The following is a 15697-nucleotide window of genomic DNA, read 5'->3' as shown; positions in this document are numbered from 1 at the left end:
TGTTCTTGGCGTATCAAAGCCCATGATGCAAGCGCTTCATTTGACCGGGCTTTGCAGCGTTCAGACGTGCAGTGTCCCGAGTTCTGGAGTGTTCACGTCTGCGGCTTCATCTGGCCAGTTGGTACGCCAGATTTCCGCTGACCAATGGCCGCAATGGACGGCAGGGCGGTCAAAACCGGGTAAGGCAGGCAACATCGGTTCAACAATGACGTTATGGCGGGGGACGGCGAAGTAAGGGAAGGAGTATCGTTCCTTGCCTGACCGATTGACCACACGATGTGGTGTGGACTTCAATCGTCCGCCGGACCAAAGCTCCAGCATGTCGCCGATATTGACCACAAAGCCGCCGGGCGGGCAGTCCGGTGTGATCCATCCGCCGGTGCGGGTTTGCACCTCAAGCCCGCCAACCGGATCGGGGGCGATGATGGTCAGCGCGTCCGTGTCCTTGTGCGGGTGGATGCCATATCCTGCCTCATCCTCCGCCTGCGGAGGGTAGTGCAGCAGGGTCATGTTGGTCATCGGGTCCCGAAAGGCGCCGCGCAGCGTGTCAGGTTTCAGGTTCAGGCCAGCCTCTAAGGCGCCCAGCAAAAGATCGGCTACGCGATCCAGTTGGGCCCAATAGCCCAGAATGATCTCTTTGGCACCGGGCACCTCATCTGGCCACAGGTTCGGTCCGTACAAAACACAATCTGCGCGTACCGGCGCGTCTTCCGCGACCTCGTGATGCAGTTTGTAGCCTTCATACTTGTCGGCCTTGCCTGACCCATCATTGGGCGTGAAGAACCCCATGGGAATATAACCGCGATAGTTCTCACGGGTGATGGCCTGTTCCCATTTGCGGGTCTCTTCGATGGCAAAAATCTCTTGGGTCGCCTGCCGGACCATATCAACGGTTTGCCGAGGCACGCCTGTCCCGGTGATGGACAGGAACCCGATCCCGGTACAAGCCTGAATGATGCACTGTACAGTCGCATCGTACGCCGCAGTATTCGGCTCAGCCAATGGCGAGATGTCGATGGTCGGAATGCTGTCCATCAGTGAATCCTGACCCCCTGACGCCGTAGTTCCTTGTGAACAGGTGTCAGATTCAACTGGTCCAGGTCCTGATTGCTTTTCAAAGACAAGGCTGCCGCAACGCCTGCGCCCTGACCCATGACAGCGCAGCAGGCCATGTTGCGTGTGGCGGCATGGGCCACGCGGTCCGCGCCATGGGACCGACCTGCGACCAGTAGGCCCTTGATCCCCTTCGGCAGCATCGAGCGATAGGGAACCTGCATGTATCGCCCCGTGGTGGGCAGGATCAGAATGCCATAGCCGTCGATGAATTCGGGGTAGATGCCGATCGTATCCTCGAACCGGCCCTGATGGCGGGCGTCGTTTTCGGTCATGGTGTACACGGCATCGATCTTGCGCGTGTCACGAATACCGATGGTCATCCCGAAATTCCGCAACCGCGCGTTCTCGCATCCGGGCATGAACCTTCGTAGGGCATCGATGGCCAACATCGACTGGCGGCGACCCTCGATTTCACCGCGCGTCAGGCTGTCAGGATCGGTTCCGTCGATCTCGGCCAGATGGATGAGGTTCATATAGGTCAGCTCACCCGTGTCATGCATCGCGCCCCAAGTGCCCGCAATCGTGTTCAGATGCGGGGGGATCAGACCTTCGTCTATCGCTTGCTGGAACGGCTTTTTTACGAAGGGCGAGAACATGCCGTCTTCTTTTCCGCTGGTTTCGATGTTCCACTCACCGCCACCGCCCCAATCCTTGTAGGTCTGCGGGTCCGCTTTCACGCCTTCCATAAAGGCGCGTTTGTCGACACCTGCCAGATGGAACATGACCGAGGCGGCCATCATGTCCTCACGTGGGGTTTTGTAGGTCGGCGCTCCCGCGCGATGGGCCACATCTGCATCACCGGTGGCGTCGATCACAACCTTGGCAAGGATCGCCTCGCGCCCCGCCTTGGATTCGGTGATGATGCCGGTGATCCGGTCGCCCTCCATGATGGGGGCAACGAATTGACGGTGCAGCATGGGATGCACGCCCGCCTCTTCGACCAGTTTGTCTGCGACCAGTTTGAACCCTTCGCTGTCCAGCTCATAACTCAGCGATTGACTCTCCGGGACAGCAGCCCCCATGTCTTTGGCCCGGGTTTCGAACTCCATCCCGATACCTCCTGCTTCAACAGTTTTCTCGTGCCGGTACCAGGCAAACCCTTCGACGCCGACCGCTGTGATGTTGCCGCCCATGCAGCCGAACCGGTCAACCAGAGACACCTCGGCCCCGGCTCGTGCAGCGGCCAGTGCAGCGGCCAGCCCGGCGGGGCCGGAACCCACAACCAAAACATCGGTCTGATGGATTACAGGGACTTGGCGGGCTGGTTCCTGAATCGTTTGCATCGGCGCCTCTTGGATTTAGCAATTCTGTTACAATTGAAACTCTCGATTGGCGGGTCAATCAAAAAACCGACTGACGTGAAGTCGCAAAATCACCAATGTCCGATTGCCCCCGGCGGGGCTTTGGAATAATCACCTGTGCAGTCGAATTCTTACCTTTGAAGGTCCACCCATGCGCCTCAGCCGTTACTTTCTGCCCGTTCTCAAGGAAAACCCCTCCGAGGCCCAGATCGTCAGCCACCGGCTGATGCTGCGCGCGGGCATGATCAAACAAGCCGCCGCCGGGATTTATTCATGGCTGCCGCTGGGCTTCAAAGTGCTGCGCAAGTTGGAAAACATTGTGCATGAGGAGCAGGCGCGCGCGGGACACATCGCAATCCAGATGCCCATCATCCAATCGGCGGATCTGTGGCGCGAATCCGGTCGTTATGATGATTATGGTCAGGAAATGCTGCGCATGAAGGACCGGCATGACCGGGACATGTTGTTTACGCCTACGGCAGAAGAACTGGTGACTGATATCTTCCGTGGTCACGTGAACAGCTACAAAGATCTGCCGCTGACGCTGTATCAGATCCAGTGGAAGTTTCGCGATGAAATCCGCCCCCGCTTTGGCGTGATGCGGGGACGCGAGTTCTATATGAAGGATGGCTACAATTTCGACCTGACCAAGGAAGACGCGTTGCACGCGTATAACCGCCATCTGGTCAGCTACTTGCGCACCTACGAACGCATGGGTTTGCAGGCGATTCCGATGCGCGCCGATTCAGGACCCATCGGCGGCGATGATACCCATGAGTTCCTGGTGCTGGCTGATACTGGTGAATCCGAGGTCTTCTATGACAGTGCCGTCACTGATCTTACCTTCGGTGACCGTGAGATCGACTATGACAGCCACGGACAGTGTCAGGCTATTCTGGAAGAGTTTACTTCGAAATACGCGCGGACTGACGAAACTCATGACGAAGCGCTGTTCAACCAGATCCCGGAAGAGCGCCGTCGCGTGGCGCGTGGTATCGAAGTCGGGCAGATTTTCTATTTCGGCACCAAGTACTCCGAACCATTGGGCGCGACTGTACAAGGCCCCGACGGCAAACCGGTTCCGGTTCACATGGGCAGCCACGGTATCGGCGTCAGCCGCCTGATTGGCGCGATCATCGAGGCCAGCCATGACGACAAAGGCATCATCTGGCCAGAGGGCGTGACACCGTTCCATTGCGGTATCGTGAACCTGAAGCAGGGTGACGAAGAAGCGGATGCGGCCTGTGACAAGATCTATGCGGCGCTGACCGCCTTGGGTCTGGAGCCGCTATATGATGATCGCAACGAACGTGCAGGGGGCAAGTTTGCAACCATGGACCTGATCGGTCTGCCCTGGCGCATCACCGTGGGCCCGCGTGGTTTGAAGAACGGTGTTGTTGAACTGACTTGCCGCCGCACTGGCGAAAGCGAAGAGCTGAGCCCGGAAGCGGCTGTCACCAAAGTTGCTGAAATCTATGAGCAGATCGCCTGATCACGATTGTCGGGGGCCGCGCTGACCGGCACCTGAAACTGATCTGAACGAGTTTGACGGACAGAATCTTGAACTGGCCGCCGTCTGCGGCCGGAGCAAGGCGCTTGGCTTAGCCTTTAGTTTCGGTCTGGCGTCGGGCGCTCGGCCAAAATATCTCCATTGGCGTCGTCGCCGCGTGCGACCACGATCGGTCGGCCCAGACGGCTGACCAGTTCACGAAACTCAAGACCCAGAAACCGCAGCCCGCAAACACGTGCGTCGGTTGTCCGATCCGTGATGCACAAACGGCCCTGACGGAACACCAGCCGGTATCCTTTTTCTTTCAGGATATCTGTCAGGTTGCTCCAGCTTGCTGCGCTGGCAAAGATCGGTCGAATGGCCGCGCGCAGCAGTGCCGCTGTTTCGCAATCCAGTTCTGTTGATGCTTGGCGGGACGGAATAGCCCCCGCTCCATTAGTTGAGATTTGAAAATTCATTGAGCGACCCCCGCTCTTTAAATGTGTTCCCCCACAGTCAGGGTGACAAAGTTTCTGAAAATAATCAAAAAGAGTAATAATATTTCGCACTTATTGTTGCCTTTTGGATTCAGGACATCACGAAGCGCGATGATTAACTTCATAGCTGAAACAATCCGGCTTTGTCTGTGATGCGGTTCACAACTCATGGTGTAGCGCTTGATATCCAAGTCATCTGTTTGGCCGTAACGCTACTGTTGTCACCCGTATTGATTCGGCTCATTCGGGCTGAGGAACCAGGTCAAAGTGACAACCGGCTTGACCATTGGGTGAAATGCCGAAACTGTCCCCGCAAACAAGAACACCCCGGAGCAGGCATGGCCAAAACACCCCCGCCCTTTGCCCAATTTGAATGGAAAATCGCCTGGCGTTACCTGCGGGCCCGCCGGGCCGAAGGTGGTGTCAGTGTGATGACGTGGATTTCCTTGATCGGGATCACTCTGGCAGTGTTTGCACTGATTGCGACACTGGCGGTCCGGTCCGGCTTCCGCTCGGAATTTGTGGGTACCATTCTGGGCGCCAACGCACATGTGACGGTCTATTCGTCGGGGGAAATTGATGATCAGGGTCGGGTCGACCGAACGATAGCCGATTATGAAGATCGTGCGGCCCGGATCGCGCAAGTCGCCGGAGTTGAGCGGGCTGCGCCTTTGGTCAAAGGGCAGGTTCTGATCACAAATCGCGACCGCAGCAGCGGGGTTGAGGTGTTCGGCATCCGCCCCGATGATTTGTTCGACTTGCCGGGTGTTGCGCAGGCGGATCAGGCCGCAGGCGATCTGACTGAGTTTCAAACGGGTGAAGATGTCATCGCCATCGGGTCTGGCGTGGCGCGCAGTATCGGGGCCACCGTGGGCGATGTCGTCAAGTTGACTTCGCCCAATGGGGTCAAAACCGCCTTTGGTACCTCGCCGCGTGTAAACGCGTATCGCGTCGTCTATGTGTTCTCGGCGGGTCGCTATGACATCGACCGCACCCGCGTCTATATGCCGTTTTCGCAGGCCCAGAGTTTTTTCAACCGCGAAGGTGTGGCAGATGAGATCGAAGTGATGGTGCAGCAACCCGAAAGTCTGGGTCCAATCCTGATTTCGATCATTGAGGCCTCGGGTGAACGCAGCCAGATCTGGACATGGCAGGACGCATCCGGTGGCTTTCTGCGGGCCTTGGAGGTTGAGGACAACGTGATGTTCATCATCCTCTCGATCCTGGTTCTCATTGCCGCAATGAATATCGTTTCCGGCCTGATCATGCTGGTTAAAAACAAGGGGCGCGATATCGGCATCCTGCGCACCATCGGGCTGAGCGAGGGGTCGGTTCTGCGTATCTTTTTCATTTGCGGAGCTTTCACCGGCCTGATCGGAACGGCGATGGGTGTTATTCTGGGATGCCTCTTTGCCATCTATATCGATCCGATTTTCTCGTTCGTGAATTACGTGATGGGCGGCGGCGTATGGGACCCGTCGATCCGGGGCATCTATGCTTTGCCGGCCGAATTGCATCTGAGCGATGTACTCAAAGCCATTGGCCTGTCGCTTGGCCTGTCCTTCATCGTCACTTATTTTCCAGCCCGCCGCGCGGCGCGGCTGAACCCGGTCGAGGCGCTGCGCTATGAATGATGTCACATTGCGTCTGAATGGTCTGAAAAAGACTTACCTCAAAGGTACGCCGGGCGAAGTACAGGTTCTGCGCGGTGTCGATCTGGATTTGCGCGCGGGGGAGGCCGTGGCGATGGTTGCCCCGTCAGGCGCGGGCAAATCAACGCTTTTGCACATTGCTGGTTTGTTGGACAAGCCCGATGAAGGCTCGGTTGAGATTGGCGGGCAGAGCGTGACCAGCAAGGGCGATCGCACCAGAACCGCGCTGCGCCGTCAGGACGTCGGGTTCGTTTATCAGTTCCACCACCTGTTGCCTGAGTTTACGGCACTGGAAAACATCACCCTGCCGCAGCTGGCGAACGGCATTTCAGAAAAGGCCGCGCAGGTACGGGCCATGGATCTGTTGGATCGGGTCGGCGTTGCCCCGCGTGCCAGCCACCGGCCCGCAGCATTGTCCGGCGGCGAACAGCAGCGTGTCGCCTTTTGCAGGGCTCTGGCCAACGAACCGCGTGTATTATTGGCGGATGAGCCGACCGGCAATCTGGATCCCGAAACCTCGGATCAGGTGTTTGATGCGCTGATGGCTCTGGTACGCGACGAAGGGCTGTCGGCCTTGATCGCGACCCACAACCTGAATCTGGCGGCGCGTATGGACCGGATGGTCAGGCTTGAGGGCGGGGTGCTCAGGCCAGTTGAGTGATCGCGACACCAATGGCCATCACGGCAATACCACCGGCCCGTATCCACGTCAGTGGCGTGATCTGAGCGCCAAACAGGCCGAAATGGTCAATAGCCGCCGTGCTGATCAATTGCCCCAGCAATACAAAGAACACGGCGTTGCCAACCCCGAAATGAGGGGCAACGTGGGTGATTGACAGAACGTAGAATGCGATCAGGACACCGGCCAGTAACAGATGTTTCGGGGCTGCGACCACCTTGGAAAGCGCTTCGAAACCCGGAAATAGCAGCATCACCAGGACCGACGCCGCGAAGGCGATCGCAAACAGAATCACGGCGGCCGTGGTTGGCGATCCGATCAGCTTGCCCAGGGCCGCGTTCAAAGCCGCAAGAATAGGGACGCCGATCCCTGCCGCCAGCATAATGGCTGCGTATTGTGTCATTGCCTGTACCCTCCGCCTGCGTTGATCTGGATCATTGCGCCAAGACGTCGACCGGGCAACCCTGCAAATGTCTATCGTGGCAGGAGGATATGATGTTCAGGGCAACTCTTAGTATGCTGGTGTTTGGGATTTCGGTCGCCACCTCACAGACGGTCTCGGCGAAGGATGCCAAGACCGGAGAGGAGCTTTACATGCATTATTGCGCAACCTGTCATGGGATTGATGCAACCGGGCAGGGGCCTATGGCCAGCGTTTTGGTTGTACAACCAACCGATTTGACCAATTTGACCGATGAGGATGGCTTGTTCCCCTCCGCTCGTGTGGTCGCCCGGATCGATGGCAGAGATCCATTGGTCAGCCACGGCAGCCCTATGCCGGTTTATGGACCGTTTTTTGACGGGCAGGATACGTCCATGAAAACACCTCGGGGTCAGCCTATTCTGACCAGCCAGCCTATTGTGGATCTGGTGGCCTATCTGGAAACGCTTCAGGACTGACTGCAAATTCCGTCTACTTCCGCCTCGCTCCAAGGCAAAAGAACCGCCCGTTCACGTCCGTTTTCCGGCAAGGGCGACAAGTCGAAATTTTCGCCCAGCATGGTGTGCAGCCTCTTGGTGCGCTTGGCCTGAGGGTCCAGCGCGCGACAGCACACGTATTCCTCGACAATCGCGCCCTGCTGTTCGAAACCGTAGGATAAAAAGTCAGGCGAGGTGTCCAGATTGAACAGATACGGATCTCTCCGTCCGCCATGCTCTGCTGCTGCCCGCAGAGGGTGATAGCCGGTGGTTGCGCGATTCTGCCACTGCCAGACATGGGTCAGTTCATGAGCCAACAACATAGCGGCAATCAGGTTCATCTGATCGGGGAAGTCGGTCATATAGTCTTCCAGATACCAGTCGCGCGCAAAATAGACCTTGTTGAAAAGGGCTACGGCCGCGGGCTTGCCTGTCACATGCCCGGCCTCGACTGGCGGCAGAATAAGCTCGCGGCAGGCCAGACGCGGGCGTTCCTCTCGGAAATACGTGACCGGAGCCACCGGGGCACCTTCGACCAATCGCACATTATTCAAGTTCAGTGTGTCGCCTTGAATGCTCTCTGCAAACACGCGTTCCGGTTCGGTCAGTGGGCGACCGCAGGAAGACAGAAACAAGAGTGTAACAAGAAATACACGCAGAACCATGAGTTGAATCCTAGTCCGCTGTGCCTGTTCCGCAAACCGTTTTCACAGGCTCATGGCCAGAACCCGGCTGATTTCACTCAGGGATCGCCCGGATTGGTCCATCCAAGTATTAAAGGCATGTTGAACGGCCAGCATAGCTTTCTTGGACGTGGCGGGTTTGTCGATCACACCTTCTGCGATCAGTCGCGCTGTAACGTCTTGGGACAGAATGAAACTGTCCCGTCCGGAAAATCGCATCGCGTATTGGGCTGAAGCGCCACCCAAACGTGACCCACGCTTGGCCAGCAGTGCAAGCAAGTTGATGTAATCCGTCGAGGGCCACCCCCCCAGTACTTTGCCCGCACCACCTTCTTCACGCAGCTCCATCAGAAACGCAGCGTTGTCCCGCACTGCCGCGATCTTGGTTCCATTGCGCACGATTCGCGTATCCTGCAGCAACGCATCGAATTTATCGTCATCCATAAAGGCACATCGACCTACATCAAAACCATCAAACGCGATCTCGAATCCATCCCATTTGTTTTCGATGACCTTCCAGTTAAACCCGGCCTGAAAAACGCATTTCGTGATAACGGCCAGCCAGCGATCTTCCGGCATTGCGGCCAGTTCCTCAGGGCTCTTGGGTTTGTGCAGCATCGCGTCCAACGCATCCGGCCCGCCATGTCGTGCTGCTGAAATGTCGAAGATTTCGTCAAATGTGCGCATAAGCCAAACCTCAAAATCACTCCTCGAATGTTTGTCTTTTGTTCCGGTTTGGCAATGGCAAACTTGAAATAGTGCTTCTTAGCTGATGTGCTGACATTTCTGACCCGAGTGAAAAAAGGGCAGAAGTGTTAAAGAAATCCTCGACAAACGGGGGCAAAATAGTTTGTGATTGACTCGTCAGTCAACGATCCGGGTTTTGTACAAGGGTTAATGATTGGCCGTGCCGGGTGCGTTAGGGGTACTTGAAGGGAAATATCCACGGTTTGCTGTACGATTAACGTCGTCTGTTACAAACTGATTACTTTCCTTTTCCGGCTAAATTTGTGCATGTTGCGACATGTTATTGTCGTCCGACAAGTATGCCGGCGGAAACAAGTCCGCCGGGGTGGGCAAAACAAATAAGACAGGGAGAAAATCCATGAAAAAACTGAGTGTAAGCCTTATGGCCCTAACCGTTGCTGGTGCGGCGCAAGCGGCGGATATGGGTGCCGTGGACGAGCCGATCAAGCTGGCGATCAATGAATGGACTGGTCAGCACGTGACCACGCATGTGGCGGGTGAGATGCTCAAGGCCGCAGGCTATAACGTCGAGTTTGTGACTGCAGGCATGATGAACCAATTCCAGGCGCTGGCGGATGGCGACATCGACGCGACGCTGGAAATCTGGTCGTCCAACGTATCGGACGAATATGCCAAGAAGATCGACGAAGGCACGGTTGTCGAAATCGGCGATCTGGGCCTGGCTGCCAAGGAAGGCATCGCATACCCGGCGCACGTCGCTGATCTGTGCCCGGGCCTTCCCGCTTGGGAGGCGCTGAAAGACTGTGCGCAGGTCTTCGCAACCGCCGAAACTCTGCCCGGTGGCCGTCTGGTTGACTATCCGGCCGACTGGGGGACGCCTGGCGCAGATCGTATGACCGGTCTGGAACTGCCGTTCAAAGCTGTGCCTGCGGGTTCCGAAGGTGCTCTGATCGCTGAACTGCGCGCCTCGACCGAGCGTAAGTCGCCGCTGCTGATCACGTTCTGGCAGCCGCATTGGGCGATGTCGGCCTATGACGTCCAGTTCGTCGACCTGCCAGCGGGTGAAGAGGCGTGCTTCAACGATCCGGCATGGGGTCCGAACCCCAATGCGATCAACGATTGCGACTTCTCGCCGTCGCGCATCTTCAAAGCCAGCTGGAGCGGCATGGAAGACAAGTGGCCCGCTGCCTATGAGATCCTGTCGAACTATCAACTGGCGGTCGAAGACCAGCAGCCAATGATGGGCGCGATCGATGTTGACGGTGGTCAGGTCGAAGAGGTTGTTGCCGCATGGATGGCCGAAAACGAAGGCAAGTGGCGTCCGGTTGTTGACGCAGCAACGCAGTGAGCGCGCGTAAGTGACTGACGCGACTATGCCAGCCATCGCCTGCCGGAATCTCTGGCAGGTGTTTGGCCCCGGCGCTGACAAAGCCCTGACCGACGCGCTGTCTCGGTCAGGGAATGACGCTGACAAAGCCGCCACCGACCTGCGGGAAAACGGATTCATCCCGGCGGTGCAAGACGCCAATTTCGAGGTCAAAGAGGGCGAGCTGTTCGTCATTATGGGCCTGTCAGGCTCGGGTAAATCCACGTTGATCCGCTGTATCTCGCAACTGCTGCCCGGCACGGGCGGCGAGATTCGTGTGGATGATCAAAACGTCATTGGTGCCTCGAAGAAGGTGATGACGGACCTGCGCCGCAAAAAGCTGGGTATGGTGTTCCAGCATTTCGGTCTGTTCCCGCATATGACCGTGGCCGAAAACGTGGCCTATCCGTTGCGTGTTCAAGGCGTGAGCAAAAGGGAACGGCTGGACCGCGCGCAGGAAGTGATCTCACTGGTCGGTCTTGACGGGCGTGAAGACAGCTTTCCTCGTCAGCTTTCTGGTGGTCAGCGTCAGCGTGTGGGCATCGCACGCAGCCTAGCCGTGAACCCCGATATCTGGTTTCTGGATGAACCGTTCTCGGCCCTTGATCCGCTGATCCGTCGCCAGTTGCAGGACGAATTCCTGCGCATTCAGGCGACGCTGAAGAAATCAATCGTGTTTATTACCCACGATATCCAAGAAGCACTGAAACTGGCCGACCGCATCGCCATCATGCGCGATGGCAAGATCGTCCAGATCGGAACGCCGACGGATATCGTATTGCGCCCCGTAGATGACTACGTTCGCGAATTTTCGAAAGACGTGGCCAAGGGTCAGCACGCTAAGGTCGCCTCGGTTATGCGGAGCGAGGCGGACTGTGGTCCGGACGATCCTGGCCTGACCACTTCGATGACGTTGGACGCGGCCCTTGCGCATTGCATGGAGTTGTATGAGCCCGTGCCGGTGCGGGACGCCGACGGCAACGTCGTCGGTACGGTACATCCATCTGATCTTGCTGCCGCGTTGCAGGTGGACGAATCATGACGGCTGTAACCGACCTGCCGACGCAAAACAGCGCGCAGTTGACGGCGGGGGCAAAGGCCGCCCTTATCACGGTCATCGTCGGCGCCGTTTGCCTTGTGCTTGAAGGTATCGCCCCATGGCTGGTGAAATGGCCAACTGCGTGGGAATTGCCTGCAACCCAATGGGTTGGCGCGTTTCTGGGCTGGTTTCTGAACCTGATCAAACCGGCGATGCGGTTGTTTTCAGACCTGATGACCTATCCGATGGACTGGGCCAATTACGTGCTGGGCAATACGCCATGGCCCATCCTGATTGGAATCGTGACTGCACTGGGCTGGTACCTTGGCGGCTTGCCGATGGCAGCACTGGGTTTTTTGGGTCTCAGCTTTGTACTGGCGTCGGGCTATTGGGCCGAGAGCATGAACACCTTGGCTCTTGTTGCCGTTTCCGTCCCTGTGGCGTTGATCATGGGCGGCGGTATCGGCATTCTCGCTAATGAGGTGCCCAAGGTAAAATCCTTGGTACAGGCTGTTCTGGATGTCATGCAGACAGTGCCAACCTTCGCTTATCTAACGCCTCTGTTGCTGCTTTTTGGCTTTGGACCCGTTGTCGGCCTGATCGCCTCGGCCATCTACGCAGCGCCACCTATGGCACGCAACGTGATGCTGGGGTTGGAGCGCGTGGAGCCCGAGATCAAAGAGGCGGCCATCATGTCTGGCGGTACACGATTCCAGCAACTGTTTCAGGTCGAAATCCCCGCCGCTACAACGCAGATCATGGTCGGTGTGAACCAATGCCTTATGGCCGCTTTGTCGATGGTGATCATTGCCGCAGTTATCGGTGGCTTCAACGATATCGGCTGGGAGGTTTTGCTGACCATGCGCAAAGCTCAGTTCGGTGAATCGCTGATGGCCGGTCTGGTCATCGTGGTCTTTGCCGTGGTGATCGACCGGATGAGTGGCACCCTTGCAACCGAACGCAAACGTTATGACAGCCGTGTTGTCTGGGCGATGCTTGGCTTTGCCGTGTTGTTTACTTTGGCATTCCGCAATTGGTTGCCGAATCCGTCCGAACTGACCCTGTTGGACCCGATGGCCGAGGCTGTCGACAGCGGCTTGACCGCGTTCACACAAGCCAACGGCCCTTGGCTGGATGCGTTCAAGAACAACTCATTGTTCTATGTGCTGCTGCCGTTACGGATCGGTCTGGATCAGGCGGTGCTGCCCTTCACTTGGGGCTTTCAGTGGACGTCGACCATGAGCGCTGGCCTGTTCGCCGCTGGTGCCGCGATTGCCCTGCTGATGGCTTGGCGCGGACGGTTGACGGGTGGCTTGATCGTTCTGATCCTGATTGGAATGCTGGAAACTGGCATCGCCAACTTGCCGTGGCCTTTTGTCCTGACCAGTGTTGCCGCGCTGAGCTGGGTCGCGGGCGGTTGGCGTCTGGCCGCGCTCTGTGTGGGTCTGCTGTGCACCATCCTTGTTTCGGGCCTTTGGGAAAGAGCGCTTCTGTCACTCTACCTCAGCGGCGCGGCAGTGTTTTCCTGCGCCGTGCTTGGCGGCCTGATCGGTCTTGCCAGCGCGGTATGGGAACCGGTGTGGAAAGTGGTCCGCCCGATCTGCGATATGCTGCAGACGATCCCGCTGTTCGTGTTCCTGATCCCGGTCCTGATGGTGTTTCAAATCGGCGAATTCTCGGCCTTCCTTGCAATCTGTGCCTACGCGATCGTCCCAATGATCCGCTACACCCGGCACGGGCTGGTCAACACGCCAGAGGAAATGATGGAGGCCGCGATCTCCAGCGGGGCGACCGAATGGCAGATCATGCGGGACGTGCGCGCACCGTATGCAGCGCCGACCATATTACTGGGGCTGAACCAGACCATCCTTTATGCCTTTGCAATGTTGGTGATTGCCGCCCTGATCGGGACCACTGGTCTGGGCCAGTCGATCTATCTGGCGCTGGGTCAGGCGGATGTGGGGCTTGGTATCTCGGCGGGCGCGGCGATGGCGGTTCTGGCACTGATTGCTGATCGCATCGTGCAAGGTTTTGCCGAAGAACGCCGCGCTGCACTTGGGTTATGAAACAGGGCAGGGGCGGTTCATCTGCCCCTGTTCCAAACTTGATTTCGGACAAGGAAGCCGCCGCCGTCCTGAACTAGACCGATCCCAATACATTCGGAGATCACCATGACCGGTTGGGGCCTATTCCTTGCAGCGCTTATCACATTCCTCCTCAGCCACGTGATTCCCGTGCGGCCCGCAGTGCGCGGGTGGCTGGTCGGAACGCTGGGGCATCGCGGGTATTTTGCAGGGTATTCCATCCTGTCGCTGGCTGTGCTGGCCTGGCTGATCATTGCTGCCGCAAACGCACCGTATGTGGAGGTCATTCCACCGTTTGCGGTTCTGCGCTGGGTGCCGATCCTGATCATGCCGGTTGTCTGCTGGCTGGCCGTTGCGGGGCTGGCCATCCAAAACCCGTTCTCGTTTGGTGGGCTGGGCAACCGACCGTTTGATCCAGAGCAGCCCGGTATTCTACGCACAACCCGCCATCCCATTCTTGCCGCGCTTATGCTGTGGGCGGTGGCGCATTTGCTGGCCAATGGCAGCCTTTCTCATGTGATCCTGTTCGGTCTTTTTGCCGGATTCGCGGCAATGGGCATGGGCCTGATCGACCGGCGTAAATCCCGCGAAATGGGCTTTGAGTGGGTCCGCTTGTCTCGAAACACTGCACGGTTTTCACTCCGCGCGCCGCGTCCCTGGCCGCGTCCCGGGGCCTGGCTGACGGCGATTGCCGTATACGCAGTTCTTCTTCACCTGCACGCACCTGTGATCGGCCTGTCGCCGCTTCCGTAGCTAGGGGAGTGGTCGGATGCGCCTTGGCGTGCTATTTGAAATGTCGCAATGAAAAACAAGAGGTCCAAGATGAATCTGGCCTATGTCACCACCACCGATCGCGGCGCCACCGACCGCCTGCTGAGCGCTGTCGCAGAACGTCTACTGGCCTCGGGCGCGAAACTGGCGGGCGTTGTTCAGACCAACACCGAATGCGTGGACAGCAGCAAATGCGATATGGATGTACGCGTGCTGCCAGAGGGTGAAACCATCCGCATCTCGCAATCGCTGGGAACCCAGTCGCGCGGTTGCCGTCTTGATCCGGCGGCGCTTGAGCAAGCAGTGGGCTATGTGACGGCCTCGCTTGAAGATGCGCCTCAACTGTTGATCATCAACAAATTCGGAAAGCATGAATCCGACGGGCGCGGATTCCGCCCTGTGATCGGTGAAGCGCTGGCGATGGACATCCCGGTGCTGGTCGGTGTGAACGGATTGAACGAGGAGAAGTTTCAAACCTTCGCAGACGGTGCTGCCGAGGTCTTGCCAGCCGATCTGGATGCGATTGAGGCCTGGTTCGAAAGGGTCTCAGAGCTGCGTACGGCGGCGGAATAGGCGCGTCAAATCGCAAGACACACAGTGGCAAACGCAAAAAAGATCGTGCTGATAATCAATCAGCGCGTCCTTTTTGGGGGTATTGGTTGCAACTACGATGCCCCAAGTCTGCGATATCCGCCAAATGCCATCACGGCATCCAACAACAACAGGCCGCTGGCGGGCAAGGGAACAGGTGCCAGGGTGACGTTCAGGTTGTCTATCCGATAACCAGCGCACCAATTGTTACACCAAACCGTGTTGGGGCCAAACGGGTCATAAAGGTCGTTCCAGAATGGTTACCCTTTTAGTGGATTGTTGACGGTCAGAACCAACTGGTCGATAGCGCTGAATCCGCTTGAGAGTGTCAGAGGTTGAAGCGTCGGTATGAAGGATGAGAGCGTAGGTTGCGTTTGCGTCGGCTTTATCGTCTGCGTCGCGACAGTCACGCCGTTCCGAATGCCTGTGAAAGTTAGCGTTGCAAGTGGCGCTGCCCGAGCCGTTGCCCACTAACCATATTGAGGGCTGCTGCCAAAGAAACTGCAACGAGTCTCGAACAGGTTGTCCATCATGAGAAATCAAGGAGTGCCCGGGTTTGCGACGAGCTCTAAAAGGAAATCCCTTGAAAAAAGGATTTTCAACGTGATTTCAAATACGTTGAAAAATGGTGGGCGACCCTGGAATCGAACCAGGCGTGCGTCTCCGCGAGGGAGTTACAGTCCCCTGCCACACCTTGCGGCCTGTCGCCCACTGTCAGGCGTTGCACCTGACGTGGAGGCGTGATTACTAGCGCACCAAAGGAGCGTCAACAGGAAAATTTCGCTTTGACGCAGGAAACCGAA

15 protein-coding genes and 1 tRNA gene are annotated in these 15697 nt (G+C 57.5%); 9 read left to right on the top strand and 7 right to left on the bottom strand.

The window, feature by feature from the left end; translation table 11 throughout:
• Positions 1-60: 60 nt before the first annotated feature.
• Both ALB80_RS04830 and ALB80_RS04825 read right to left on the bottom strand, forming a co-directional pair.
• The gene (locus tag ALB80_RS04830; protein WP_050602887.1) at positions 61-1035 is read right to left on the bottom strand and encodes an isopenicillin N synthase family oxygenase; all 975 of its coding nucleotides are present in this window, start codon (positions 1033-1035) and stop codon (positions 61-63) included.
• Positions 1035-2399, bottom strand: coding sequence for an FAD-dependent oxidoreductase (locus tag ALB80_RS04825; RefSeq protein WP_050602886.1), 1365 nt, complete (start codon positions 2397-2399; stop codon positions 1035-1037). Before ALB80_RS04825 ends, ALB80_RS04830 begins: the two co-directional genes overlap by 1 nt.
• A gap of 169 nt (positions 2400-2568) precedes the next feature.
• Here ALB80_RS04825 and proS point away from each other — a divergent pair, with 169 nt between their 5' ends.
• The gene (gene proS / locus ALB80_RS04820) at positions 2569-3909 is read left to right on the top strand and encodes a proline--tRNA ligase (protein WP_050602885.1); all 1341 of its coding nucleotides are present in this window, start codon (positions 2569-2571) and stop codon (positions 3907-3909) included.
• Positions 3910-4025: 116 nt separating this feature from the next.
• On the opposite strand, the gene ALB80_RS04815 is transcribed toward proS, so the two are convergent.
• A complete protein-coding gene (locus ALB80_RS04815) occupies positions 4026-4385 on the bottom strand; it encodes a hypothetical protein (protein ID WP_050602884.1) in 360 nt (119 codons plus the stop codon).
• Positions 4386-4741: 356 nt separating this feature from the next.
• Between ALB80_RS04815 and ALB80_RS04810 the strand changes: the two genes are divergently transcribed.
• Positions 4742-6037 (top strand): lipoprotein-releasing ABC transporter permease subunit, encoded by a 1296-nt coding sequence (locus ALB80_RS04810; RefSeq protein ID WP_050603024.1) that lies wholly within the window; start codon positions 4742-4744, stop codon positions 6035-6037.
• Positions 6030-6716, top strand: a complete 687-nt coding sequence (locus ALB80_RS04805) for an ABC transporter ATP-binding protein (protein WP_050602883.1) — start codon at positions 6030-6032, stop codon at positions 6714-6716. The genes ALB80_RS04810 and ALB80_RS04805 overlap by 8 nt, the downstream gene beginning before the upstream one ends.
• Here the strand turns inward: ALB80_RS04805 and ALB80_RS04800 are convergent.
• On the bottom strand, positions 6700-7137 hold the full coding sequence (locus ALB80_RS04800; protein ID WP_050602882.1) for a DMT family transporter: 438 nt from the start codon (positions 7135-7137) through the stop codon (positions 6700-6702). The genes ALB80_RS04805 and ALB80_RS04800 overlap by 17 nt on opposite strands.
• A 92-nt stretch (positions 7138-7229) precedes the next feature.
• Between ALB80_RS04800 and ALB80_RS04795 the strand changes: the two genes are divergently transcribed.
• Positions 7230-7634 carry a cytochrome c gene (locus ALB80_RS04795; protein WP_083445204.1) on the top strand — a complete coding sequence of 135 codons (405 nt, stop codon included), beginning with the start codon at positions 7230-7232 and terminating at the stop codon, positions 7632-7634.
• On the opposite strand, the gene ALB80_RS04790 is transcribed toward ALB80_RS04795, so the two are convergent.
• Together ALB80_RS04790 and ALB80_RS04785 are read right to left on the bottom strand one after the other, a co-directional pair.
• Positions 7625-8317: a hypothetical protein gene (locus ALB80_RS04790; protein ID WP_050602880.1), complete on the bottom strand. Its 693-nt coding sequence runs from the start codon at positions 8315-8317 to the stop codon at positions 7625-7627. The genes ALB80_RS04795 and ALB80_RS04790 overlap by 10 nt on opposite strands.
• 42 nt (positions 8318-8359) lie before the next feature.
• A complete protein-coding gene (locus tag ALB80_RS04785) occupies positions 8360-9022 on the bottom strand; it encodes a DNA-3-methyladenine glycosylase I (RefSeq protein ID WP_050602879.1) in 663 nt (220 codons plus the stop codon).
• 418 nt (positions 9023-9440) lie between these two features.
• Here ALB80_RS04785 and ALB80_RS04780 point away from each other — a divergent pair, with 418 nt between their 5' ends.
• The 5 genes from ALB80_RS04780 (at position 9441) to ALB80_RS04760 (ending at position 14876) form a co-directional block, all read left to right on the top strand.
• On the top strand, positions 9441-10391 hold the full coding sequence (locus ALB80_RS04780; RefSeq protein ID WP_050602878.1) for an ABC transporter substrate-binding protein: 951 nt from the start codon (positions 9441-9443) through the stop codon (positions 10389-10391).
• A gap of 10 nt (positions 10392-10401) precedes the next feature.
• A complete protein-coding gene (locus tag ALB80_RS04775; RefSeq protein WP_050602877.1) occupies positions 10402-11451 on the top strand; it encodes a glycine betaine/L-proline ABC transporter ATP-binding protein in 1050 nt (349 codons plus the stop codon).
• Positions 11448-13514 (top strand): proline/glycine betaine ABC transporter permease, encoded by a 2067-nt coding sequence (locus ALB80_RS04770; RefSeq protein ID WP_050602876.1) that lies wholly within the window; start codon positions 11448-11450, stop codon positions 13512-13514. Before ALB80_RS04775 ends, ALB80_RS04770 begins: the two co-directional genes overlap by 4 nt.
• Before the next feature lie 105 nt (positions 13515-13619).
• Positions 13620-14285, top strand: coding sequence for an NnrU family protein (locus ALB80_RS04765; RefSeq protein ID WP_050602875.1), 666 nt, complete (start codon positions 13620-13622; stop codon positions 14283-14285).
• A gap of 69 nt (positions 14286-14354) precedes the next feature.
• Positions 14355-14876, top strand: coding sequence for a DUF2478 domain-containing protein (locus ALB80_RS04760; protein WP_050602874.1), 522 nt, complete (start codon positions 14355-14357; stop codon positions 14874-14876).
• Positions 14877-15520: 644 nt separating this feature from the next.
• On the opposite strand, the gene ALB80_RS22130 is transcribed toward ALB80_RS04760, so the two are convergent.
• Positions 15521-15604 (bottom strand) — tRNA-Tyr (locus ALB80_RS22130).
• Positions 15605-15697 lie beyond the last annotated feature (93 nt).

It is taken from the genome of Ruegeria sp. 6PALISEP08, assembly GCF_001238295.1.
Lineage (GTDB): Bacteria > Pseudomonadota > Alphaproteobacteria > Rhodobacterales > Rhodobacteraceae > Ruegeria.
The sequence above is the reverse complement of the archived record's forward strand: the minus strand, read 5'-3'. Positions and strand labels throughout refer to the sequence as shown.